This window comes from Sulfitobacter sediminivivens (assembly GCF_042611115.2).
GTDB lineage: Bacteria > Pseudomonadota > Alphaproteobacteria > Rhodobacterales > Rhodobacteraceae > Sulfitobacter > Sulfitobacter sediminivivens.
The window spans coordinates 76345-99148 of the sequence record NZ_JBHGAR020000007.1 but is presented as its reverse complement, the minus strand read 5'-3'; the positions used below and the strand labels follow the sequence as shown (position 1 = coordinate 99148).

General features: G+C 56.3%; 19 protein-coding genes. 13 read left to right on the top strand and 6 right to left on the bottom strand.

The window, feature by feature from the left end; all coding sequences use genetic code 11:
* Positions 1–175: 175 nt before the first annotated feature.
* Together ACEWL3_RS09670 and ACEWL3_RS09665 are read left to right on the top strand one after the other, a co-directional pair.
* A complete protein-coding gene (locus ACEWL3_RS09670) occupies positions 176–1498 on the top strand; it encodes a ferredoxin reductase family protein (protein WP_386182347.1) in 1323 nt (440 codons plus the stop codon).
* Between the two features lie 326 nt (positions 1499–1824).
* Positions 1825–2136: a DUF4342 domain-containing protein gene (locus tag ACEWL3_RS09665; RefSeq protein ID WP_386182349.1), complete on the top strand. Its 312-nt coding sequence runs from the start codon at positions 1825–1827 to the stop codon at positions 2134–2136.
* A 49-nt stretch (positions 2137–2185) separates the two neighbouring features.
* Here ACEWL3_RS09665 and ACEWL3_RS09660 read toward each other — a convergent pair whose 3' ends face one another.
* Both ACEWL3_RS09660 and ACEWL3_RS09655 read right to left on the bottom strand, forming a co-directional pair.
* Positions 2186–2485, bottom strand: coding sequence for a hypothetical protein (locus tag ACEWL3_RS09660; protein ID WP_386182351.1), 300 nt, complete (start codon positions 2483–2485; stop codon positions 2186–2188).
* A gap of 5 nt (positions 2486–2490) precedes the next feature.
* Positions 2491–2850: a GerW family sporulation protein gene (locus tag ACEWL3_RS09655; RefSeq protein ID WP_386182353.1), complete on the bottom strand. Its 360-nt coding sequence runs from the start codon at positions 2848–2850 to the stop codon at positions 2491–2493.
* Positions 2851–2985: 135 nt separating this feature from the next.
* Between ACEWL3_RS09655 and acsA the strand changes: the two genes are divergently transcribed.
* The 4 genes from acsA to ACEWL3_RS09635 are packed head-to-tail and all read left to right on the top strand — an operon-like array spanning position 2986 to position 8181.
* Positions 2986–4731 (top strand): acetate--CoA ligase, encoded by a 1746-nt coding sequence (acsA, locus tag ACEWL3_RS09650; RefSeq protein WP_386182355.1) that lies wholly within the window; start codon positions 2986–2988, stop codon positions 4729–4731.
* The gene (pdhA, locus tag ACEWL3_RS09645; RefSeq protein WP_386182357.1) at positions 4728–6731 is read left to right on the top strand and encodes a pyruvate dehydrogenase (acetyl-transferring) E1 component subunit alpha; all 2004 of its coding nucleotides are present in this window, start codon (positions 4728–4730) and stop codon (positions 6729–6731) included. Before acsA ends, pdhA begins: the two co-directional genes overlap by 4 nt.
* Positions 6728–7939, top strand: coding sequence for a dihydrolipoamide acetyltransferase family protein (locus tag ACEWL3_RS09640; RefSeq protein ID WP_386182359.1), 1212 nt, complete (start codon positions 6728–6730; stop codon positions 7937–7939). The genes pdhA and ACEWL3_RS09640 overlap by 4 nt, the downstream gene beginning before the upstream one ends.
* Positions 7936–8181 (top strand): acyl carrier protein, encoded by a 246-nt coding sequence (locus ACEWL3_RS09635; protein WP_386182361.1) that lies wholly within the window; start codon positions 7936–7938, stop codon positions 8179–8181. The genes ACEWL3_RS09640 and ACEWL3_RS09635 overlap by 4 nt, the downstream gene beginning before the upstream one ends.
* Positions 8182–8184: 3 nt before the next feature.
* Here the strand turns inward: ACEWL3_RS09635 and ACEWL3_RS09630 are convergent, their stop codons facing one another.
* Positions 8185–9612, bottom strand: coding sequence for a preATP grasp domain-containing protein (locus ACEWL3_RS09630; RefSeq protein WP_386182363.1), 1428 nt, complete (start codon positions 9610–9612; stop codon positions 8185–8187).
* Between the two features lie 126 nt (positions 9613–9738).
* Between ACEWL3_RS09630 and ACEWL3_RS09625 the strand changes: the two genes are divergently transcribed.
* Both ACEWL3_RS09625 and ACEWL3_RS09620 read left to right on the top strand, forming a co-directional pair.
* A complete protein-coding gene (locus ACEWL3_RS09625; RefSeq protein WP_386182365.1) occupies positions 9739–10560 on the top strand; it encodes a class II glutamine amidotransferase in 822 nt (273 codons plus the stop codon).
* Positions 10561–10637: 77 nt separating this feature from the next.
* A complete protein-coding gene (locus ACEWL3_RS09620; RefSeq protein WP_386182367.1) occupies positions 10638–11144 on the top strand; it encodes a hydrolase in 507 nt (168 codons plus the stop codon).
* A gap of 6 nt (positions 11145–11150) precedes the next feature.
* Here the strand turns inward: ACEWL3_RS09620 and ACEWL3_RS09615 are convergent, their stop codons facing one another.
* From ACEWL3_RS09615 to ACEWL3_RS09605, 3 genes are all read right to left on the bottom strand, one after another.
* A complete protein-coding gene (locus ACEWL3_RS09615; RefSeq protein WP_386182369.1) occupies positions 11151–11489 on the bottom strand; it encodes a hypothetical protein in 339 nt (112 codons plus the stop codon).
* Positions 11473–11799 (bottom strand): hypothetical protein, encoded by a 327-nt coding sequence (locus tag ACEWL3_RS09610; protein ID WP_386182371.1) that lies wholly within the window; start codon positions 11797–11799, stop codon positions 11473–11475. The genes ACEWL3_RS09615 and ACEWL3_RS09610 overlap by 17 nt, the downstream gene beginning before the upstream one ends.
* 410 nt (positions 11800–12209) lie before the next feature.
* On the bottom strand, positions 12210–12539 hold the full coding sequence (locus tag ACEWL3_RS09605; RefSeq protein ID WP_386182373.1) for an arsenate reductase family protein: 330 nt from the start codon (positions 12537–12539) through the stop codon (positions 12210–12212).
* Between the two features lie 672 nt (positions 12540–13211).
* Between ACEWL3_RS09605 and ACEWL3_RS09600 the strand changes: the two genes are divergently transcribed.
* From ACEWL3_RS09600 to ACEWL3_RS09580, 5 genes are all read left to right on the top strand, one after another.
* The gene (locus ACEWL3_RS09600; protein ID WP_386182375.1) at positions 13212–14321 is read left to right on the top strand and encodes a CAP domain-containing protein; all 1110 of its coding nucleotides are present in this window, start codon (positions 13212–13214) and stop codon (positions 14319–14321) included.
* Positions 14322–14472: 151 nt separating this feature from the next.
* Complete coding sequence (locus tag ACEWL3_RS09595; protein ID WP_386182377.1) at positions 14473–16203, top strand: type I secretion system permease/ATPase; 1731 nt, start codon at positions 14473–14475, stop codon at positions 16201–16203.
* Complete coding sequence (locus tag ACEWL3_RS09590; RefSeq protein WP_386182379.1) at positions 16200–17510, top strand: HlyD family type I secretion periplasmic adaptor subunit; 1311 nt, start codon at positions 16200–16202, stop codon at positions 17508–17510. Before ACEWL3_RS09595 ends, ACEWL3_RS09590 begins: the two co-directional genes overlap by 4 nt.
* Positions 17511–17873: 363 nt before the next feature.
* Positions 17874–20978 (top strand): ABC transporter transmembrane domain-containing protein, encoded by a 3105-nt coding sequence (locus tag ACEWL3_RS09585; RefSeq protein ID WP_386182381.1) that lies wholly within the window; start codon positions 17874–17876, stop codon positions 20976–20978.
* 879 nt (positions 20979–21857) lie between these two features.
* Positions 21858–22739, top strand: coding sequence for a LysR family transcriptional regulator (locus ACEWL3_RS09580; protein WP_386182383.1), 882 nt, complete (start codon positions 21858–21860; stop codon positions 22737–22739).
* Positions 22740–22804 lie beyond the last annotated feature (65 nt).

Below are 22804 nucleotides of genomic sequence, written 5' to 3'. Positions count from 1 at the left end.
GAAGCTGACAAAGGGGTACTCTCATCTTTACCAGCCGAAGTGATCGATATCAAAACCGCGGCAACGAAATGTGGGATGCTGATCTTTATCGCAAGCCGGACAGGAGACCACAGTATGACAGCAACACAAGGGCACGACATCCCTGTCCGACGGCCACTCTTGTCGGGTCGCTGATATGCTGCGCCCTGCCCTCTGGTGTCTGTCCTATCTTGGCTTAGTGTGCCTGCCGCTTGCGCTGAGTTGGTTGATGGCATTCCCCGCACGATCGATCCGGAACGAGCTCGCCTCGGGACTGGGCCTGCTGGCCTTTGCGATCATTCTGGTGGAATTTGTTCTCTCGGGGCGATTCCGGACCCTGTCAAATACGCTGGGTTTGGACATCACTATCCGGTTTCACCAACTGATTGGCCGAGTAGCGCTGGCCTTTGCCCTGCTGCACCCGTTTCTCTATGATTTTCTGCCTGGCCCTGAGCGGCCATGGGACACGAGCCGTGAACTGACCGTGACAACGAATTTCTGGGCGCTGTTGCCAGGCATCGTTGCCTTTGTATTGCTGCCCGCCTTTGTACTTGCATCGATCCACCGTGATGCTTTGGGGTATAAATATGAACGCTGGCGCATACTGCACGGGTTTGGCGCGCTGCTAATTGTTGGACTGCTGCTGCTCCATGCGGAAGCCGCCGGACGCTACAGTGCGGAGCCGCCGTTGATCTGGACATGGCGCATCCTGACCGGGCTGGCGGTATTGGCGCTGATCTATGTCTATGTCCTGAAACCGATCTATCAGGCGCGCCATGGCTGGCGCGTGTCGCGCATAGAGCGGCTGACCCCCCGGCAATGGGATCTGCGGATCACGCCGGAGGGCCACGCAGGCGCATCCTTCCAAGCGGGGCAATTTGTCTGGCTGAACGTCGGCCATTCGCCGTTTTCGCTGAATGAAAACCCATTTTCGATCAGCTCCGCCCCCACGGATGATCCCGAAATAGGCTTTGTGATCAAAGAGCTGGGGGATTTTACCGGCGCACTTCATAAGGTCAGCGTCGGAGACCGCGCCTATATCGACAGCGCCTATGGGTCATTGACCATCGACGGGCGTACCGAACCAGATGTGGTGCTGATTGCCGGAGGCGTCGGGATTGCGCCGATGTTGAGCATCCTGCGCAAGATGGCTCTGGATCAGGATGCGCGCAACGCGGTGCTAATTTATGGCAACCGCATGGCGGATCAGATTGTGTTTCGTGATGAATTGGACGCGTTGCACGGCAGCGGGCGGGCAGAGGTTGTACATGTCTTGTATGAACCGCAGGACGGTTGGCCGGGCGAAACAGGCTATATTGATGCAGCACTGCTGGACCGGGTTCTGGGCGAGCGTCTCTTTGAAACCGGGGTCTTTGTGCTTTGCGGTCCGCCGGTCATGCTCAGCAGTGTTGAAACGGCATTGATGACGCGTGATGTGCCCGCGTCACGCATTCTGATGGAGCGGTTCCAGTATGATTAAATGGCTCAAGGCGCAGACACAGGAAGAGCGGATCAGCACTACGGTCAGGTGGGTGACGCTGATCCTGATCGTGGCGCTGATATTCTTTGCCCTGCGGTGAGAAGTCACTCGTGGCGCAGCGCCTCAATCACGTCCTCACCAGGCATGATTATTTCTGCCTCTCAAATGCGTGGATGGGCCAAAGGCGGTTCAGACCGCGCACAACTGACGAAGATCAAATCTAAGCGCGCGGATTTTGGTGTTATCCCCCGTTTTGATTCAGATCATGCCCACCGGCAGCACTGAACCTATGATCCGTCCATCCGAATCAACCTGAGGTACAGATCATGACAAGCGACTCTCCAAAGACACAAAAGGAAGGCCGATCCTGGGTGGAGGAAATCGAAGTTTCCGGCGACAAACTCAAGGACAAGGTTGAAGGCCTCGCGGCAGAGGCCTCCGTGCGCCGCATTCGCATCAAGGAGCCTGACGGCGACATCGCGGTTGATATTCCATTGACCGTTGGGGCAGTGGCGGGCGGCGCAATTGCACTTGCCGCACCCATTTTGGCTCTGATCGGTGTCATCGCGGCCTTCTTTGCCAAGGTGAAGGTAGAGATTGTCCGAGAGGAGGCAGACAAAAAAGAGACCAAGAGCTAAGCTTCTCGACCCTCCAACCTATGCGGTCACCCTAGGGTGGCCGCATGATCTAAAAGCCTGTGCTGTCCTCCAGAAACCGTTCCAACAGACCAGGGCAGAGCGCCCTGATTTCCTGTGACAACGCCTGTGCCCCATCGGCCTTGTAGGATTGCAGGTGCCGCTCTGGACCGGTCCTGATCAGGATGAAAACCGGCTGTTTTGTCCCATGAAGGGCAAAGCCCGCTCTGCCACCGTGACACCCCACATTGATACCCGATATAACGCCAACCGGCCCGGCAGCCGTCACAAGCATCTTGTCCAGCACATACCTCATCGCGCTGCCCCCAAGACCGGTCAACACAAAAGACATGACACTCAGGCATCCTTTGCCTTGGCTTCCTCAGGTTTACCCGCGCGATCCATGGCAAGCGTGACCGCCTGTCCCACAATCTCGGCCACATTGGTGACGGCCCCTTTGACAGCCTCCACCCGCGGCCCGTGATCATCAAAGATGATCGCTCCCAGCGGCTTGATCCCGCCGCCAGCCCCAGTGCCGCTGCCCGCCCCGGATTTACCACCCGAGTTGCCCCCAGCCCCAAATCCAAAGCCATAGCTGACAATTGGAATAACGGTTGATCCTTCGCGCTCAATCGGGTCGCCCAGAACATTCTTGGCATTCAGCAATTTGTCCAGCTCTTCGACTGTTCCTTTCAAAAGGCGTTCGACATCTTCCATGGTTTTCTCCTCATGTGATTGTCCTTTGACAGGACATATCAGCGGATTCCCCACTAAGGATTGATCTTGATCAGCCGCCGCGAACACAAAGCTCTTATGCTTTCCCCAATCGGAGTCAGTTGAAATGGGGTGCGCATGACAAATGATCGGATCACGAAAGACGACAGGGCCCACAGCGTCGCCAACCTGCATGACTACCAAGCAACCCGCGCGGGTTTTACTTGGGAAGATGCCCGAAAAGAGATCAGCGGATTGCCCGATGGCAAGCTCAATATCTGCCACGAGGCGGTTGACCGACATGTCAGCGCCGGAAACGGCGACCAGACCGCGCTGCGTTGGATCGCCAAGTCAGGGTTCCGCGCAGATTACAGCTACGGCGAATTGCAGGAACTGACCAACCGTTTTGCCAATGTCCTGCAGGCGCAGGGGTTTTCGCGGGGCGACAAGGTCTATTCGCTGCTGGGCCGGGTGCCTGAACTTTACATCGCCTCCCTTGGCACGCTGAAGGCTGGTGCGGTGTTCTGTCCCCTTTTTTCAGCCTTCGGGCCGGAACCGATCCGCGCCCGGATGGAGATCGGCGGTGCCGACGCCCTGATCACCACCAGACGTCTCTATGAACGCAAGGTTGCACCGCTGCGGAACCACCTGCCGGACCTGCGATGCGTGTTTCTGACCGATGACGCGGTTGAGGACGCACTGCATCTGGCCCCGCTTATGGATGCGGCCTCCGACAGTTTCGAGATGACCGCGATGGACCCCGAAGAACCTGCCTTGCTGCATTTCACCTCTGGCACCACAGGCAAGCCCAAAGGGGTTGTGCATGTTCATGACGCCGTTGTCGCCCATCATATTACCGGGCGCTACGCGCTCGATTTGCAACCGGAGGATACATACTGGTGTACCGCCGATCCCGGTTGGGTCACCGGCACATCCTACGGCATCATTGCCCCCCTCACGAACCGTGTCACAATGATCGTGGACGAGGCCGAATTTGACGTACATCGCTGGTATGACACGCTCGACCGCGAGGCTGTGAATATCTGGTACACCGCCCCTACGGCGATCCGAATGCTGATGAAAGCGGGCACATATCTCGCCCGCGCGCACAACTTCCCCGCCCTGCGTTTCATGGCCAGCGTCGGTGAACCGCTCAACCCCGAGGCTGTGGTCTGGGGGCAGGAAGCCTTTGGCCTGCCCTTCCATGACAATTGGTGGCAAACTGAAACCGGCGGCATCATGATCGCCAACTTTGCCTCCATGGACATCAAACCGGGATCGATGGGTAAACCCCTACCGGGGATTGACGCGGGTATTGTCGAGGTCAGCGATGAAGGCGTACGCGAAGTCAGCGAGCCGCTTGCCATGGGGGAACTCGCGCTGCGTCCCGGCTGGCCCTCGATGATGCGCGGCTATCTGCATGAGCAAGCACGGTACGATAAATGCTTTCGCGACGGCTGGTATCTGTCCGGTGACCTCGCCATGCGCGACGCGGACGGGTATTTCTGGTTTGTCGGGCGCAGCAACGACCTGATCAAAAGCGCAGGGCATCTCATTGGCCCCTTCGAGGTTGAAAGCGCGCTGATGGAACATGGCAGCGTCGCCGAGGTTGGCGTGATCGGTATCCCGGATGACACTGTGGGTGAAATTGTCAAAGCCTATGTCGCGCTCAAACCCGGTATTGAACCGGGCGAAGAGTTGCGCCTTGAATTGCTCGGCCATGCTCGCAAGCGCCTTGGCCCTGCGGTGGCCCCCAAGGAAATCGTATTTCGCGAAAACCTGCCCAAGACCCGCAGTGGCAAGATCATGCGCCGCCTGCTCAAGGCGCGCGAACTGGGTCTGCCTGAGGGCGACATCTCAACCCTGGAGAGCGATGAATCATGACCGTAACAACCCTCAAACCCAGCCTTGATCACACTCACGTCCGCGCGCTGCTCAGAGGTATGATCCGCATTCGCCGCTTCGAGGACAAATGCGCAGAGCTTTACACGCAGGAGAAAATCCGAGGTTTTCTGCACCTCTACGACGGCGAAGAAGCCATCGCTGCAGGGATCATCCCGCTGCTGGATCCGAAAGACCGGATTGTCGCCACCTATCGTGAACACGGCCACGCGCTGGCGCGGGGTGTGCCGATGGGGGCGGTGCTGGCGGAAATGTATGGCAAGGCCGAAGGGTGTGCCGGTGGGCGCGGTGGGTCGATGCATCTGTTCAGCAAGGAACACAACTTTTATGGCGGCAATGCGATTGTGGGTGGCGGGCTACCCATGGCCGTGGGGTTGGGGCTGGCTGATCAGATGTCCCAAAGCGAGAGCGTAACCGTCTGTTTCTTTGGCGAAGGGGCCGTGGCTGAAGGCGAGTTTCACGAGAGCATGAATCTGGCCGCGCTCTGGAACTTGCCGGTGCTGTTTGTCTGCGAAAACAACGGCTACGCCATGGGTTCTGCCATCGGCATCACTGAATCCCAACCTGGAGTCTCCGCCAAGGCCCGCAGCTACAACATGGTAGCCGAACAGGTGGACGGCATGGATATTGTCGCCGTAGAAGCCGCCGCCCGGCGCGCGCTCAAATCCATCACAGACACCGGGAAACCCTATTTTCTGGAATGCCAGACCTACCGGTTCAGGCCCCACTCCATGTTTGACGCGCAACTTTACCGTTCCAAGGAGGAAGTGGCAGAATGGCGCAAGCGTGGCCCGATCGTACGGTTTCAGAACTGGCTGGAAGAGGCACGGCTTATGCACCCCGAAGAGGTTGCGCAGATCATCACCGAAGTCGACGCGGAGATCGGCGAGGCTGTCGCTTTTGCCGAAGCCGCAAACGATGAACCCGTCGAAACGCTGACCCGCTATGTCACCGCGACAGACCGACCTCCTCCGCCCGACCCCATCGAACCGGGCAAGCTGATGACCAGCACCTACCGTGACGCGGCGCGTGCTGGCATCATTGATGCGATGACCCGTGATGACCGCGTTTTCCTGATGGGTGAGGACGTCGGTCGATATGGCGGATGTTATGCGGTCAGCAAGGGGTTGCTTGATCAATTCGGGCCCGACCGCATCCGCGACACGCCGCTCTCAGAATCAGGTTTCACCGGCGCTGGCATCGGGGCGGCCATGGCTGGCATGCGCCCGATTGTCGAGCTGATGACGGTCAACTTCTCCCTTCTGGCGCTGGATCAGATCCTGAACACCGCTGCAACTATGCGACATATGTCCAACAATCAGTTTGGCGTGCCGCTGGTGATCCGCATGGCAACTGGTGCCGGCAAACAGCTCGCCGCACAGCATTCGCACAGCCTTGAGGGGTGGTATGCCCATATTCCGGGCTTGCGCGTGCTGGCACCAGCAACCGTCGCGGATGCGCGCGGCATGCTCTGGACGGCCCTGCAGGACCCCGATCCGGTGCTGATCTTTGAAAACGTGATGCTGTACAATACCGAAGGGGCGCTGGCGGAAAACGCTGGCCCGGTTGACATCAGCCATGCCACTTTGCGCCATGTGGGCAATGACCTCAGCATCATCACCTATGGCGGATCGCTGGCCAAAGCATTGAGTGCAGCGCAGGCCCTTGGCTATGATGGAATATCTGCTGATGTGATCGACCTGCGTAGCCTGCGCCCGCTGGATATGGGCACGATCCTGAAGTCCGTGCGCAAGTCTCGCCGCGCCTTGATCGTCGATGAAGGCTGGAAATCCGGCAGCCTTGCCGCCGAAATCGGGATGCGACTGGCGGAGGAGGCGTTTTTTGACCTCGACGCGCCGCTTGCGCGGGTCTGTAGCGAAGAAGTCCCGATCCCCTACGCGCGGCATTTGGAACAGGCCGCACTTCCGCAAAGTGACAAAATCATCGCAGCCGCAAAAGCACTGATGCAGGCCAAGCCGTGAGCATCTTTGTCATGCCTTCGCTGGGTGCGGACATGGAGGCCGGAACGCTGGTTGAACAGCTGATCGCGGTGGGTGAGCCGGTCCGTCACGGCGATGTCATCGCAGCTGTGGAAACTCAGAAAGGCGTGATTGAAATTGAGGTGTTCGAGGACGGGCTACTACAAGACTGGCTGGTCGAGATCGGCAATCAGGTGCCGGTCGGCGCACCGCTGGCCCTGATCCGCGCGCCCGGTGAGGCAGCGCTGGCGGTTCCGGAGGCCCCAGTGCCGACTCAACCAGCCTCACCCAAGATGCCCATCCCGGAAGAAACCCCGGCTGATCCTGCACCGCAAGTGGTGCCGCAAACACAGCCCAGACCTGCGACCGAGGCCCCGCAACACGGCCTGCCCGCCTCGCCAGCAGCCCGGAGGCTCGCAAGTCAGAAGGGCATTGATATCTCAAAGGTCTCCGCCGGGGCAGACGGCATCATCACCCGCGCAGATGTGGAAAGATTTTCTAGTACGGACACCGCCACTGCTGGCCTTGGTGCCACCGCTGCTACGCCAGACATGCGCAGCGCCATCGCCGCCGCAATGTCGCGGGCCAAACGCGAAATCCCGCATTATTACTTGTCCCACCAGATCGACCTGACCGCCGCTGACCAGTTCCTGCGCCGTGAAAACGCCGACCGCCCGCCTGCCGACAGGCTGTTGATGAACGCGCTTTTTGCCAAGGCCACAGCCAAGGCACTTGCCAAATTCCCCGAATTCAACGGCCACTACGCCGATGGCATTTTCACCCCCAAAGACGCGGTCCACCTTGGCATTGCGATTCATATCCGCAGTGGCGGTCTGGCGGCCCCTGCTTTGTTTGACACACAATCACGCCCGCTTGACGGGCTGATGTCAGACCTGCGCGATCTGGTCACGCGGGTGCGTGAGGGGCGTTTCCGGGCGCGCGAACTGTCCGAGGCGACAATCACACTGACCAACATGGGTGAGCGCGGGGTCGATCAGTTGTTTGGCGTGATCTACCCGCCGCAAGTCGCCATTGTCGGCGTTGGCACGCCGCGCCTCTGCCCAATGATTCACAACGGAAAAGTCGCTGCGCGTCTTGGCTGTACCTGTACGCTTTCTGCCGATCACAGGGTCAGCGACGGGCATCGCGGGGCTCTGTTCCTGCGGGCCATCGACAAGCACCTGCAACATCTCGAAAAGCTGAACGAATGACACCTTATCAAATCGCAGTTGCCGAGGCATTGCGCCGCATCGCCCCGGACATTGATGTGCGGCAGATCGATCAAACCGGCGATCTGCGCGAGGAATTTGATATCGATTCCATGGATTTTCTGAAGCTCGTCACAGCGCTGTCTGAGCGTTATTGCGTGGACATGCCCGAAGCCGACTATGACCAGATGGGCAGCTTTGACGCGCTGGCGACTTACCTTGCGCAACACTCCTGTCAGGATTGATCCTCATAAACCCCGTTCAACCGGATGCGTCTGAGCTATCCCCTTCAGCGCATCAAGCACCTTTCGGCCAAGCAGGGCGGCCTCGCACTGCGTGCCTGCAAAACTCAGCACGTTTGCCGATGAAGCGTCGGCATTGCCGGGGGGCGACAAAAGGATCGATCCCCCCTGAAACAGTTTCCCCCGGTAAAGCAACCCGCGCAAGGCTCTTATCGCCTGCGCAGTTTCAATGGGACCCCCGGGGAGTTTTTCCTGAATGATCATCATGCCTTCTGAGACATGTTCAGTATCCAACGAATTCAAGATCGCCAGCGGCATCGAAACCCCGCTCCACCGGCCGTTGCATTCAATCCAGTGGATCGAGACCGGGTCATCAGCGCACAGGACGGCATCAAAACTGCACCTGCCGTAATAGCCAAGGCGTTGCAGAACATGCGAGATCTGCAGCGCCTGTGTTACCAAAATATCCTGCACCTCTTTGGGAAGAGTTGAGAGCGTCGCCCCGACAAAAGCCGCCGCAGCGCCAAAGACTCTCTGCTCAAACACCCCCTGCGCTTCGGGCGCGCCCTTTCCATTCAGCGGGATCCACAGTTGCACCGAGGGGCTGCACGTCACATGAGAATCCCAGACACCCACCAGGATCGGGTAGATGTCAGCCCAGCCGGTGCTGTGCAGCCGGTCCATCAGCAATCCCTCAACCTGCGCAGCCGTGAGGGTGGCCAGCGTGTCTTGGTCCAGCCGGATGTTGCCAGCCGACCCTGCACTGTCAGGAACCTTAACGATCACCTGCTCTCCGTGTTTGCTAAGGTGCAGAATCTGCGCGGCGGCGGCTTTTGGGCCAAAGGCGGACATCGTAGGCGGCACCGCGCAGGTACCAATGACGGCCTTAACCAATTGCGCAAACCACAGTTTGTCATTGACCCGTGCGCTGATACGCGGCGCGGGCCCGTTGACATGAACAACGCATCCGGCCCGCGCTGCAATGCACTGTGCAAGATGCCAGATCGTCCCGGTTGTCAGATAGGACGTTATGGTCAGACCACCATGTTGTTTTGCCACATCCACTAACTTTTGCAAAAGCGGTTCTGACGCAAAAGCCTGTTTCGCCACCGGATCGGCACTGGCCGTGTCCGCCTCCAAAAAAGTGATGCCATCCAGACCGCGGAAATCCTTGAGGTAGGTTTCAAACTGGGGGTCCCGCTTGCGCACCAGAACGACGTCGCCCGGTTTTGCGAGATGCGCCATACGATGATCCAGAAATGAATTGCGCGCGGACCGCATCAGGCTGATCTCGGAGGTGTCCCCGATCAGCAATGACGGGCCGGTACCACTGCCCTGCGCCACCATTGGACCAAAATCCAGTGACGACAACAATGCAGGCTCGTCCGCCAGAAGCAGATCCGCAATATCGCCCTTCTCTAGCGTGTCAGACATGCACACCCTTTCCCAAAACCACTGTTTCGCGAAAATAACCCGGCATCACTGCTCAGAACTGATCCAGATCATGCCGACTGGTACTGAGCCGCTATTCTGTTTCTACCCAAATACAGGAGCAACAGGATGTGCCGTCTCTATGCCATGCATGCCAATGAACCCACGCGCGTGGAATGCGGATTGGTCAAGGCACAGAATGCCCTGATGCAGCAAAGTAAGGGTGACATGCAGGGCTATGCCCATGGCCATGGCTGGGGCGTCGCGGACTACAACAACGGCTTGCCGCTGCTTGAAAAACAGACTTGGGCGGCCTTCCATGGCGAGCATTTCGCACGCAAGGCGGCGCGCATCTACGCCCGCACCGTGGTTGCCCATGTGCGCCGCGCCACAGTTGGAGGCACCAGCATGGAAAATACCCACCCCTTTCATCACGGAAAATGGATTTTTGCCCACAACGGTACCGTGCCCAACTTTGACCTTGTCCGCCCGCTGATCCTTGAACACATGGACCCGCTCCACCGCAGCGAAATTGCGGGCACCACCGACAGCGAATATGTATTCCGCTATCTGCTGAGCCTGTTTCTGCGCCACCCCGAGCGGGGTCTAAAAACTGTGGTGCGACAGGGGCTGGAACAGATCATCAAATGGTCCGAACGGATTGATCCCGAGGCGCGCGTGGGCCTCAACATTGTGCTGACGGACGGTGAACACGTGATCGGATCGCGCTTCAATCGCTCGTTGTATTATTTGGTGCGCGACCATCTCTTTGACTGCCCGATCTGCGGCAAACCGCATGTGCATCACAACCCAAGCACCGCCTATCAATCTGTCGAAATCGCCTCAGAACCGGTGACCCTGAACGAAGACTGGTACGAGGTGCCCAACAAGACGCTTTACACCATCGCCGAGGACTTTCGGCTGGACATGGAACCACTGGCCCAAAGCTAGGGCCAGCAACAATGATCCACCCCGCCGATGCCAAGGCACACACAACGTCCCACCCCTTTTGAACGAGGAGAAATCACATGCAAACCAACGCCTTTCCGCGCAACGATGTCAGTGAAGACACCACCGGCTGTTGTCCCCGCTTCAAGCCACATGGCTGGGACAACCAGACATTACACTTCGAAAACAAGAAGTTCGTCCGCGCCACCACACGCAGTGCGATGCATATTCCCTGGAATATGGGCCAGGTCTTTACCCGCGTGCAACAGCACATTGAAGAAGCCGGGGCCGCCGATCCGGAAACCGAAATTGTCCTCAGCCGTGATCTGTCCCCCTGGAAGGCGGAGCATTTTTTTGCAGTAGAGCGCGACGTTGAAGGCGAAGAGATGACCTCGCTTTCAGGCAACTTTTTCACCCGGGTCTTTGAGGGGCCTTATCGGCGTGCCAAGAATTTCGAACATGATATGGAAGTAGCCGCAACCGCGATGGGCAAAACCGTCAGACGGGTTTTCTTTTTCTACACCACCTGTCCGAAATGCGCCAAGACCTACGGCGAAAACTACATGATTGGCGTGGCCGAAATCTGACGTCTTTCAATCAGCAAGACCCGGCTCCGTACAGGCCAACGCCAGCTTTTGGGTCCCTGGTGCAGGCGCGGCTGACCCGGCCTGCAGGCCATAGATATCCGCGTGGCGCACAATCTGGCCTGCCGCATCAGGAAAGCGGGTGTAATAGCCCAGCTTAACCGGGATCGGCGGCGTGGGCGCGTCAAAAGTTTGCCTGCCATTTGCCAACTCATGAACGCGGTCGATCTCCATATCCTGCACAAAGGACACCAGCAATCCCTGCCCCAGCCGCACCGCGGCAAGCCCCAACGGATTTTTCCGCCCCGGCGGTCTGACATAATCGCGGTATTCACCACTGGCAATCATTGACGGGGTTGGCCGCCAGGTAGGACGAACCGCACGGTTGAAACATGGGTGCTGAGGCGAGGTGCGGGTGCCAAGGAGCGCCCACAATGACCCGGCTGCGCAAGACCAGCGCGCCATCCTGAAACGCGATCAGTTCGAATGCGGCGATGTTCACCAATTTCGCCTTGCCGCTCTGGGGCACGCGGTATGCAATTCCAGCACGGTCTAGCTGCGCCTGAAAACTGCCTGCCGTGGCGAAGTGGGGCTGTGCCAGCACCAACAGCAGCAAAGCAAGACTTCTGATTGGCCATTGGAAAAAGGGGTTGCGCATGATTGCACCTTGTTTTCACAATCCATACAACCGCACACAGACCGGTTTTTGCCCGCGCACCACGCGCCGCCCCCTTTGCGCATAAACCTCTCGGATCGGATGCAACATAGGTTGCGGCCTCATGATAGGCACGCGTGCGAATCGGTGCGGCGGCCTGCAGATCCAGCATTTCCGCAACTCCGCGCAGTTTCGCTGCCACAAAAGCATTCTGGTCGACTGAACTGGAAGGCTTGTCATACTGTATCTTGTGGGCCTCGTGCATCTTGAAGGGCTGACAGGAAGTCTAGATCCGTTCCCCGCAGCGCCATTGATCAGCGTCAAGATGCCGTGGCTTCCTGCTAACAGGCCGTAAAAGCGGCGACGTCGTGGTGGTTTTCTGAGCGTTCACCATGACCACGTGATTCAGGATATCAGCCCGAAAGCAAAGCTTTTTGAACCGTCTCATCCCACCCTAAATAGAACCTGTCTTGGTCACGTATCACAGGGCGGGCCATCACCTTGGGTTGGGCCGATATCTGTGCCTCTGCCTCTGAGTTTTTCAGCCAGTTATTAAGCGCACGGTAGTCGTTTGATTTTCGATCCACCAACAGATCCCCGAATTCTGTTATGAGGTCAGCCAGTTCTGCCTCACTCAGAGGGTCGGACCGGACATCACGGAATCTGACGTCCCTACCCTCAGCCTCAAGCGCCTTGAGGGCCTTTTGGCAAATTGCACAGGTGCTCAAACCGTAGATCATCATATCGCAATCTCCCTTCACGATGATCTTTCAATCTCGTTCATCAACCGTACCAACGCAACCATTTCGGTCCCTTGCGAAAGCCCAGTTGCTCTCAGAGTGCAAGCAATGTGGAGATTCAGGTGTCCCTGCAAGGACGTGTTCGCCATCGCTGGACGGGTGACAACATCCGCAGCCGCAATTCCGCGGATGAATCTTTCCAATAGTGAACCGAATCCAGCTCAGCAGTCCCAAAGCCATTGGTGTCGATCTGCGGGATCTGAAATGGGAAAGCCAGAATGTACGGGCGAGATTTTGCCTTATCGGGCAAAGCGCCCAAGCGGTTTGCAGCCGGACAGGTTTTTCTCCGCAATTTGCCGCTTACGGCTGATCAAATCCGGCCAGTTTAAGCTTGTGAATGACAGGTTCCAGGCACGCCGTTGACCCCAATCCGAGCATCGGTAACGTGGCCAATGTCAGCTGGGCAGTACTTGGTCCAGCTGCGGATTGTGCTGCTAACCTACTGTGGTAGCGCAATAAAAGAACTGATCCTGCTGGGGGGTCTACCATGAATGCTCTGGTTCGACGTCGGACCGGAACCGGGAAAGCTATGCCGGTTCGCAGGTGGCGTTGGGGCAGACAAATTGAAACCTACCGGGCAGCCAAATGGCGGTCTCTAAATAAAGGAATGACACTATGTCAGTCGCAAACAATCTCGAAATGCAGATGCTTCAGCTTATCAACTCCGAAAGGACAACCGCTGGATTGGCACCCCTGACTTTCGCGGACAAGCTCAATGATTCAAGCGAGGATCACAGCAGATGGATGATCGATGCCGACAATTTCTCACATACTGGCAAGGGAGGATCGAGCGCGCAGGACCGGATGGCCGACGCCGGATACAAATTCGAAGGGAACTGGAGTTCCGGTGAAAACATTGCCTTTCAAAGCGAACGCGGGGAGCCGGGACTGTCCGATGATGTCGTGGACCTTCATAACGGGTTGATGAACAGCCCCGGCCACCGGGCGAACATCCTGAACCCTCACTTCAAAGAAATCGGGATTGGAATCGAACGTGGCGATTTCACCGACAATGGATCAACTTTTGACTCAGTCATTGTGACCCAAAACTTTGCCACCAGTGATGCTGTCAATACGCCGACACCTGATCCGGTCACGCCGGCACCCGTTGATGATTTGCCAAGCAACGACGAAGTCGCCGAAACCCCAGACACTGATCAACCCACCGAAGGCGAAACCGTCGTCACACCGGTCGAAGACGTGGTCGACGCCAATAATACCGAGGAAGACCCAGACAAGCCAGATCAGGAAGATGTCGTTGGCGAAGATGACGCGCCCAAGGAGGGTGACACCGTTGCAGAAGACGACACCGAAATGCCTGTCGAAGACGACACCGTTGCAGAAGAGGATGGCGATACGCCTGCGGACAACGAGGTAACAGATGTTGTCGATACCGATGACACACCGTCGGACGGCGATACAGATGACGTCACGGACGATGACGACATGCTGGCCGCCGACGGGTGCGGCTTTGATTTCGGCGATATCTTTACGAACCTTGATGGCAGTGAGTTCCTCATCAGCATCGACGCCGACGATTGGGTCAAGGCAGAAGGCCCTGATGATGCGGAAATGGTGAGCACCAATGTTAGCGCGGACGACTCCAGTGACAGCGACGCCGGGGTCTGTGCGTTCGACATGGATACGTTCCTGCAGCAGATCAACGACATGTTCGACGGCTGCTCACAAACGCAGCCTGACATCACGCACGATGAAATGGCCTAGGGCTATGGATTGGTGCCCCTCTTTGGCTCTGACCGAACTGGATGCCACCTGATCCGGCCCGCTCCCCGGCGCATCACCGCGCCGGGGAGCGGGCAAATTTTCCTATGGCAGTTCAGCGGAGTGCAGGAAATCACACCGCGAAAGGAAGCACATGACCAAGAAACATCAAGGGCTGCGCGAGCTGAAATTAGCATGGCATTCAGGCATCAGCCTGTTGATCCCAATCTTTATTTTCAGTGTTTTCACCAATCTACTTTTGCTGACCGGACCTCTGTTCATGCTGCAGATTTATGATCGGGTGCTTGCGTCGCGATCAGAAGAAACGCTCTTGGCGCTGTTTCTGCTGGTCGGGATGCTCTACCTTTTCCTTGGCTTGCTGGACTATGCCCGCGGGCGCGTGCTTGTCCGGTTTGCATCACGGTTTCAGGCGCTGCTGGATGAACGGGTCTTCGGCGCGGTGCTCAAATCCTCGGGCGCGGGCGGGCAGGCCGGTCAAAAGTCGCATGGGCTGAGGCATCTTGAAACGGTGCAGAAATTGCTGTCCTCACCCGCGATGCTGTCAATTTTTGACCTACCGTGGGCACCCTTGTTCATATTCGCCATCTTCGTTTTTCACCCGACACTTGGATGGATTGCTGTCGCCGGCGCATTGGTTCTGGCCACCTTTACTATGCTCAACAACCGACTGACGCGGACCCGCGCGGAAGAGGCGCAATCAACCTCGCTTGCCGCGCACGGGCTTGCCGATACAGCCTCAACTCACGCGCGGCTCATCCTTGCACAGGGCATGGACGTTTCGATCCGGCGGCGCTGGCAAGAGCTTCGGGGCCGCGCATTGACGACGGCGGCGAAATCAAGCGACTGGTCCGGCCTATTTACGGCTTCGACGAAATCTTTCCGGTTGTTCCTGCAATCGGCGATCCTCGCGGCAGGCGCACTTTTGACCCTGCGCGGAGAACTGTCCGCAGGGGCCATCGTTGCCAGTTCGATCCTCATGGGCCGCGCGCTTGCCCCGATCGAGCAGATCCTGGGACACTGGCAAATAATCCAGCGCGCCATCGCCAGTTGGCGGCTGCTTGCCGAACTATTGAACGATCACCCGGTAGAGCCGGACAAGCTGGTACTTGGTCGTCCCATAGCAAGCCTGTCAGCCCGCGGCATCACGGTCCACCCGCCATTGTCGAGGGCAGCGACCCTAAAGCAGGTCAGCTTTGATCTTGGGCCGGGTCAGATCCTTGGCATCGTCGGCAAAAGCGGGGCTGGCAAGTCAACGCTTGCTGAAATGATCGTGGGGCTGCAACGTCCCACCGCCGGAGAACTGCGGATCGGTGGCGCAGCGACGCGGCAGTTCCGGCAGCGCGATCTGGCCAGTTATATCGGATACCTGCCGCAGAACGTGACGTTGTTCGACGGAACAGTCGCCGAAAATATCGCACGGATGGAAGTCGAACCCGACAGCGACAAGGTCATTGCCGCCGCCAAGAAGGCCAATGCCCATGATTTCATACTGGCGCTTCCAGATGGATATCAGACGCGGATTTCCTATATTGAGGGCCGCATTTCTGGCGGGCAACGCCAGCGGATCGCTCTGGCGCGCGCGCTCTACAACGATCCTGTTCTGCTCATTCTGGATGAACCAAACTCTTCGCTTGATGCTGAGGGTTCTCTCGCTCTCAATCAGGCGATGCGGGAATTCAGGGACGACAACCGCGCCGTCGTCATAATGACGCATCGCCCTCAGGCTCTGTCGACTTGCGACCGGCTGATCGTTCTGGATGAAGGACGCATTATTGCCGCTGGCCCTCGGGACGACATCCTAAAGAAATTGCTGCGAAAAACAGACACAACACAGAAATTTCTACCTATGGCGGTGGCAAAATGAGACCAGCAGAAATCAAAAGCGCATGGCGCGCCAGACTGCCTCTGGCCATTGGATATGTAACGCTGGCTTTGCTGATCGGCATGGTGTGGGTTTGGGGAATTCAATCCAGAATTGCCGGGGCGGTCGTGTCCTCAGGTGTGATCGAGGTCGAAACCCACCGGCAGGTGATCCAGCATCCGACTGGCGGCGTCGTCGGTGAAATCCTTACCCGCGACGGGGACCGGATCGAGGCGGGCGATGTTCTGATCCGGCTTGACGACAAACTGATCCGCTCCGAACTGACAGTCATCGAAAACCAACTGCTTGAAGCCATGGCCCACAAGGCCCGGCTGGTGGCCGAGCGGGACGGTACAGACACGATCACCCTTCCAGACGACCTGCAGCAACTGGCTGCAAAAACGCCCGACTCCGCCTCTCAAATCGAAGGCCAACAGCGCCTGTTTAAAGAGCGCAGCGCGGCGCTTGTGACCGAAAAGCAGCTAATCGCCGAGCAGATCGCGCAGATCCGCAACCAGATCACCGGAACCGAAGCGCAATTAGAGGCCTTGTCAGAACAAAACAATCTACTCTCGGAAGAGCTGGGGAATGCGCAAAATCTGCTGAACAAGAAGCTGGTCGAATCTTCTCGTGTTTCGCGGTTGAAGAGCGAAACCGCCGGACTGACCGGTCAGGTTGGGCAGCTTCGGGCGCAGGTCGCCCAACTTAACGGCGAGATCGCGAAGCTGATGATCGAAAAGCTGAAATTGCAAAACCAGCGCCGCGAAGAAGCTGTCGAAAATCTGCGAGAACTTGCACCACAGGAGGTTGAGCTGGCCGAGCGGCGCTTTTCAAAACTCGAAACGCTGTCACGGATGGACATTCGTTCGCCCGTCAGCGGCATAGTCTACGGATCGACGGTCTTTGCCCTGAAATCCGTCATTCAGCCCGCAGAACCGATCATGTACGTGATCCCGATGGAACAAAAACTAATCGTTTCAGCCCGCATTGATGCCTCAAGCATTGATCAGGTTCGTGTTGGGCAGGACGTCTCACTGCGGTTCTCGGCATTCAACCAACGCTCGACCCCTGAGGTCCGTGGCCACGTGACAACAGTATCGGCCGATGTGTTCACCGACGACGCAACTGGAAAGGACTATTATGAGGCGATCGTGGCCCCCGAGCAGGATGATCTGAAGACGCTGGGAAACAAGGACATCGTGCCCGGTATGCCGGTTCAGGTATTTGTGCAAACCGAAGAGCGGACGCCGCTGAGCTATCTTACCAAACCGTTGACCGATTATTTCACCAAGGCGTTCCGTGAAAGTTGACCCGAGCCGATCCGCAAGTGGGTGCCTGTACTCTAGAAATTAGTCTTTGGTTGCAGGGAAACGCTCAATCCACACCTCGAAATTGCATGCCAGCAGCCCCGAACGCCGGCGTAGTGGAAGGGCCGATGTTCATCGAAAAGCCATGGCCCCTGCCTGAAAACGATACATTTTAAGGCATTCGAGCCCAATTCGTTTGGCCGTATTGCGACCTCGGCCATTACTCCATTTGCTGCGGTTTCTGCTGGTAGCCCACACTTTAACTAGATGCCTCGACAGTGCAGCTGCCTTGCTGATGCCCTGTCAGACTCCTAACATCGGGGTCGGGAGTGTTCGTTGCCTCCGCAATTCGAGGACAAAACAAGCATGGATAAGAGCCTATTTCAGTTCATCTGGAAATATTCAAAGCGCGACCAAATTGTGTTGCTGGGCGTTACCCTGCTGACGTTCCCCTTGCTCTATGTATCATTGGAATTGCCCAAGCGGATCATCAACGACGCAATCGGCGGGTCCGGCAACGATGTAATGGTGCTGGGCATTACGCTGAGCCAGATCCAATTCTTGATGGTGCTGTGCATTGGCTTCTTGCTGGCTGTGCTGGCGAACGGACTCCTTAAGATGAAGCTGAACACCATGAAAGGTGTGTTGGCAGAACGCCTGCTTCGACGGTTTCGATTTCAACTTCTGACGCGCCTCCTGCGGTTTCCGCGCCCGTTTTTTCGCAAAACGAGCCAGGGTGAATTGGTATCGATGGTGACATCCGAAGCTGAGCCCATGGGCGGTCTCATGGGTGATATGCTGTCGCAGCCGGTGTTTCAGGCCGGGCAAATGATGACCATTCTGGTGTTTCTGTTTGCACAGAGTTTTTGGTTCGGTTTGGCATCCGTCGCGTTAATCCCTCTGCAAGCGTGGATCATCCCAAAGCTGCAGCGCCAGATCAATCAACTCAACAAGGCCAGGATTCAGGAAGTGCGCAGACTGGCCGCAGACATTGGTGAGACCGCTGTTGGAGTGAGCGATATTCGGACCAATGGCGGACTTCGCCATAGGATGTCGTTGTTTTCGGACCGGTTGGGAAGCCTGTTTGGCATTCGGCTGGAGATCTACCAAAAGAAGTTCTTCATGAAGTTCCTGAACAACTTCATCAACCAATTGACCCCGTTCTTTTTCTATTCGGTCGGTGGATATCTTGCGATCACCGGGCAGATTACCGTGGGCGCGCTTGTTGCTGCATTGGCGGCGTACAAGGATTTGTCGTCGCCCTGGAAAGAGCTTCTTGCCTATTACAACCAGACACAGGATATGGCGCTTCGCTGGGAAGTTGTTACTGAAAAATTCGCCCCCAAGACTTTGGTCGATGACGCCTTGTTTGAGGGTGCACCCGACACATTACCCGACCTGAGAGGCGACATTGAATTACATGATGTGACGGTGCTTGATGATGAGGGGCACCCGGTTTTGGAAGATATCAATCTCGTGATTCCAGAAGGAGCACGCGTTGCCATAAAGACGAATAGTGAAACCACGGCTTTGGCCTTTGCAGATGTCTTGACTCGAGAGGTTATCCCCCACCGTGGAAAAGTGCGGATCGCCGGACATGAACTGAATGAACTACATCAGGCCGTGGTCGCCAACAGCATCGGGTACGCCCATTCAAAACCCCAGATATTTCAGGGGACGCTTGGCGAAAACCTGTTGATGCCGTTCAAAAGCGCACCTGCTGCTGCCCTTGAAACAGCCTATGCCGCGGTTCGCCGCCAAGAAGAATCCGCGCGGTCAGGCAACAGTATCGATCCGTTCGACGTCGATTGGGTTGATCCCAAACTTGCCGGATTTGAGACGTCGGACGAGATCCGCGAATGGTGGTTTCAACTTGTTGAGGCCATGGGCATCGATGATTTTATGGTGCGACGCGCGCTGCGATCCCGTCTTGAACCAGACGCGCAGCCGGAACTTGTCGATGCAATTGTGAAGATGCGGCCAGAGATTGCCCGCCGCCTCAGCAAGGCTGGGCTCGACGATGTTGTGCATGCTTTTGATCCCGAAAAATTCAATCCGGTTTCTCCACTGGCAAGCAATCTTTTATATGCGTTGCCCACTCGATTTCTGACACAGGAAACGCTCTCGAAAGAAGCCGGCTTTGTCGAAATGTTGACAGAAAATGGGATTGTGGAAGAACTGGCGCAGATCTCGGTCGGTGTCATTGAAGGGCTGACAGCGACCTTTGGGAATGACGGCACCGATCATCCGCTGTTTCGGCGTCTCAATATGGACGATGAATTGTACCATCGCCTGAGTACCATAACGACAAAGCGGCGCGAGGTTGGTGACGCAGGTTTGCCGCCTGACGATTTCGCGTTGATGCTGACCGTGCCATTTGCGTTTTCGGCAGAACAGATCGGCCCCGCATTCAGCGCGTCTTTCAAACAACGTGTTCTGGAAATCAGAAAGAACAAAGCACGACAGATCGTGGCGGAACTTGACGGGATGTTTGAAACCATCGACCCGCTGAAATACATCCCGGTGATGTCCGTTCTAGGCAATGCGATCTTTGGCCGTGTCTCAAGCATGGCCGGGGCTCGGGAAAAACTGGTTGAAGACATCGCCGTCGAAGTACTGAGCGAGAATGGGGTCAGGAGTCTGGCCGCTCAATCAATTTTTGATCTCGTGACCTCGCAAGGTGGGGAGAATTTGCCAGCTGTATTTCGCGAGCGGATCGCCTTTAGCCGTGCCGGGATCAAGAAACCGAATGTTCTGATCCTGGGGAATGCGCTGGCCAGCCATGATGAAAACGCACGTTCGCAGATGCGTGATCGGATCAGCGAACTGATGCCTGATACGACGAAAATATTCATTGAAAGAGAATTCCTAAATCCCGAAGCTTATGACTTGGTCGTAGAGATCAAAGATGGCCGGATCGACGGTGGCGCACGCGGCGAAGACCCCGGCGATGAAGACGCGCGCCAGGACCTGAACCGCAAGTTGCGGATTGTGGCCCAAACCGAGCTGTTTGCTGGTCTCGACCAAAAACAACAACGATTGCTCGCCTTTAGCAGCCAATGGTACAAGACCAAAGCCGGACAAGTTATCTTTGAAGCTCAGCAAGACGCAGACGCGGCGTACTTATGTGTCAAGGGTTTGGCAGGGTTGTATTGGCCTGAAGCGGAAAATCAGAACGTTCTTATTACAGAAATCAAACCCGGGCGGTTGATCGGTGATCTGGCTGTAATTCAAAATCAAAAACGCCCCCTCAACCTGATAGCCATCGAAGACAGCGTGTTTCTGAGGATTGGTGCCAACGAACTATTAGCTGTCATTGAGAACGACGCCGCGGTTGCGACGAGCCTGCTGCGCTCCGTTGCCAATCACCTGATGGGTGCCGCAGACAACCTGCGCGCAACACGGGCCTTTGCGGTCGAGCGCGGGTTGGATTTGGCTGAACTGGACGCAAGGCAGACGGAAGACAGTTAATGCCTGCAATCTAACGCGGATGAGGGTCCGTCTATCTGATACCGGGTTGGGTGGACCGTCCAAAATAGGATTGATACCAAAGGATGCCGATTATCTAAGCTGCAGCAAAGGACGCCAAAGTAATTGCCCGCAACAGGGCAGCATCAGCGCAAGACATGGTCATATCCGGAATGCAAACCTGTCGCTGTCCGGGCCCGACCTGAAAGAGTCCTGAATAAAACGTCCCTGGCGCAATCTTGATGGCGCATGGGACCCAATTCCCACCTGGTCCTTTCACAATCGCCCCACGGCGAACGTTCTGAGCGCCCGGTGGTGGGCTGGCAGCCATCTCGGAGAGGTCGAACAGTTTTTTTATATCGCAGTTCAATTCGATTCCTTTCTTCAATTTGGGTAGGTAATAGACCGATATTATGTTCGAAAAATGGCACCTTTTTGCCGATCTTGACCCATCTGTTGAATTTCTGTTGAGCTATTGCATTGGGACGGTCTGACCATTCATCCCCGTCTTAAATCTCCGCTCGGCAATGCAACTTATACGTGATTGGATAGGGCGCGAAATGAGGCACAATGGCCTGATTGAGCCTAAGATCCGCCATACCGGAGGAAGCCGACCCATCGTGATCGTGAACGACCGAAGGTATTTGCCATCATCACAAGCGCAAAACCGCATCATCAGACAGTATTCGCTTGTCCAAGAGCAACGACTTCAAATCAGGCTGGATGAGAATTGCCAAAAAAGCGCACTTCTCGCAATAAGTGAACCTTGTTGAAACGTAAGGTGTTATTTATGGTATTTTCAAAGTATTCATGTCAGACAATGACCAATCAAAGGATTATTGGTTGCTCATTGTTTTGTTATTAAACGTGCGGAGATAGAGTTTGTATCAGTCCAAAGACAGTGGTGGCGTAACCGTAGCTATGTTGCGCGCCTTTATAACTTTAAGCAAAACTTTGAATTTAACCAAGGCATGTGACGAACTGAAAACAACGAGACAGACTGTGCGCCGGCACATCAATGACCTCGAAAGGATCAAAGGGCAGCCACTTTTTGTAGTCGAAAATCGCGAATATTCCATGACACCTTTTGGAAAGGCGTCCGTGGCAGACGCTGAGACGATATTAAGGCATATCGAAACCTGGTCGGGCCAGTCTCAGGTCACCAAGCAAAGTTCGCAATGGCTGGAAGTGAGCAGCTATCTCGATCCTGATGGACGAGAGTTTTTCTCCCAGCAGCAGCCTATGTTTCGATTGGCCTCCAATGGCCTGCCCATTATGAAGACCGCTCTCGGTGCCTGGGGAATGGCTCAAACGCAAATCGAAGATCCTGCGATGGCCGACGTCAGGCCCTATCTCGTGATCTACAGAAAAGGCGCGAACGGCTGGGTATTTGTCGAAGTGGGCAAGAGTTCAGCTTATGCACAGTGGTTTGGATGGGCTTGGTCAAAAAGTGCCATCGGAAAACTGATGCAGGAAGACAATGTTGGCGATGATTTCAATGAATTCATCTCTGGGGCGTATGCACGCATCTACGGCGAAGGGGGGGTTCGCCTTGATCACCTTTATGCCTATCTTCCGAAAGAAGGCAGCGACGAGGTGATACCGGTCAGTTTCCAACGCCTGTTGATGGGCTGCGTCTTTCCTGATGGGACTCCAGGTCTTGGCGTTCTGGTTCTAATCACGAACAATATTGAAATCGATGCTCTTGAGTCTGTGGATGTTCCTGGCGTGCCGCAGGAACTTGTCATGGACTTCGAACTTTAGTTGGTCTTTGTGTTAATTAGAAATGTGGGGCAAGTGCTTCATTTAGATGAAAAATTCTGTTAAGG

Coding starts and splice junctions, on each gene's coding strand:
- ACEWL3_RS09605 (WP_386182373.1), bottom strand. CDS start 12,539: ATGATGATCTACGGTTTGAGCACCTGTGCAATTTGCCAAAAGGCCCTC.
- acsA (WP_386182355.1), top strand. CDS start 2,986: ATGACAAATGATCGGATCACGAAAGACGACAGGGCCCACAGCGTCGCC.
- ACEWL3_RS09585 (WP_386182381.1), top strand. CDS start 17,874: ATGGATAAGAGCCTATTTCAGTTCATCTGGAAATATTCAAAGCGCGAC.
- ACEWL3_RS09665 (WP_386182349.1), top strand. CDS start 1,825: ATGACAAGCGACTCTCCAAAGACACAAAAGGAAGGCCGATCCTGGGTG.
- ACEWL3_RS09670 (WP_386182347.1), top strand. CDS start 176: ATGCTGCGCCCTGCCCTCTGGTGTCTGTCCTATCTTGGCTTAGTGTGC.
- ACEWL3_RS09660 (WP_386182351.1), bottom strand. CDS start 2,485: ATGTCTTTTGTGTTGACCGGTCTTGGGGGCAGCGCGATGAGGTATGTG.
- ACEWL3_RS09610 (WP_386182371.1), bottom strand. CDS start 11,799: ATGCGCAACCCCTTTTTCCAATGGCCAATCAGAAGTCTTGCTTTGCTG.
- ACEWL3_RS09595 (WP_386182377.1), top strand. CDS start 14,473: ATGACCAAGAAACATCAAGGGCTGCGCGAGCTGAAATTAGCATGGCAT.
- ACEWL3_RS09600 (WP_386182375.1), top strand. CDS start 13,212: ATGTCAGTCGCAAACAATCTCGAAATGCAGATGCTTCAGCTTATCAAC.
- ACEWL3_RS09655 (WP_386182353.1), bottom strand. CDS start 2,850: ATGGAAGATGTCGAACGCCTTTTGAAAGGAACAGTCGAAGAGCTGGAC.
- ACEWL3_RS09590 (WP_386182379.1), top strand. CDS start 16,200: ATGAGACCAGCAGAAATCAAAAGCGCATGGCGCGCCAGACTGCCTCTG.
- ACEWL3_RS09630 (WP_386182363.1), bottom strand. CDS start 9,612: ATGTCTGACACGCTAGAGAAGGGCGATATTGCGGATCTGCTTCTGGCG.
- ACEWL3_RS09615 (WP_386182369.1), bottom strand. CDS start 11,489: ATGATTGCCAGTGGTGAATACCGCGATTATGTCAGACCGCCGGGGCGG.
- ACEWL3_RS09635 (WP_386182361.1), top strand. CDS start 7,936: ATGACACCTTATCAAATCGCAGTTGCCGAGGCATTGCGCCGCATCGCC.
- ACEWL3_RS09620 (WP_386182367.1), top strand. CDS start 10,638: ATGCAAACCAACGCCTTTCCGCGCAACGATGTCAGTGAAGACACCACC.
- pdhA (WP_386182357.1), top strand. CDS start 4,728: ATGACCGTAACAACCCTCAAACCCAGCCTTGATCACACTCACGTCCGC.
- ACEWL3_RS09625 (WP_386182365.1), top strand. CDS start 9,739: ATGTGCCGTCTCTATGCCATGCATGCCAATGAACCCACGCGCGTGGAA.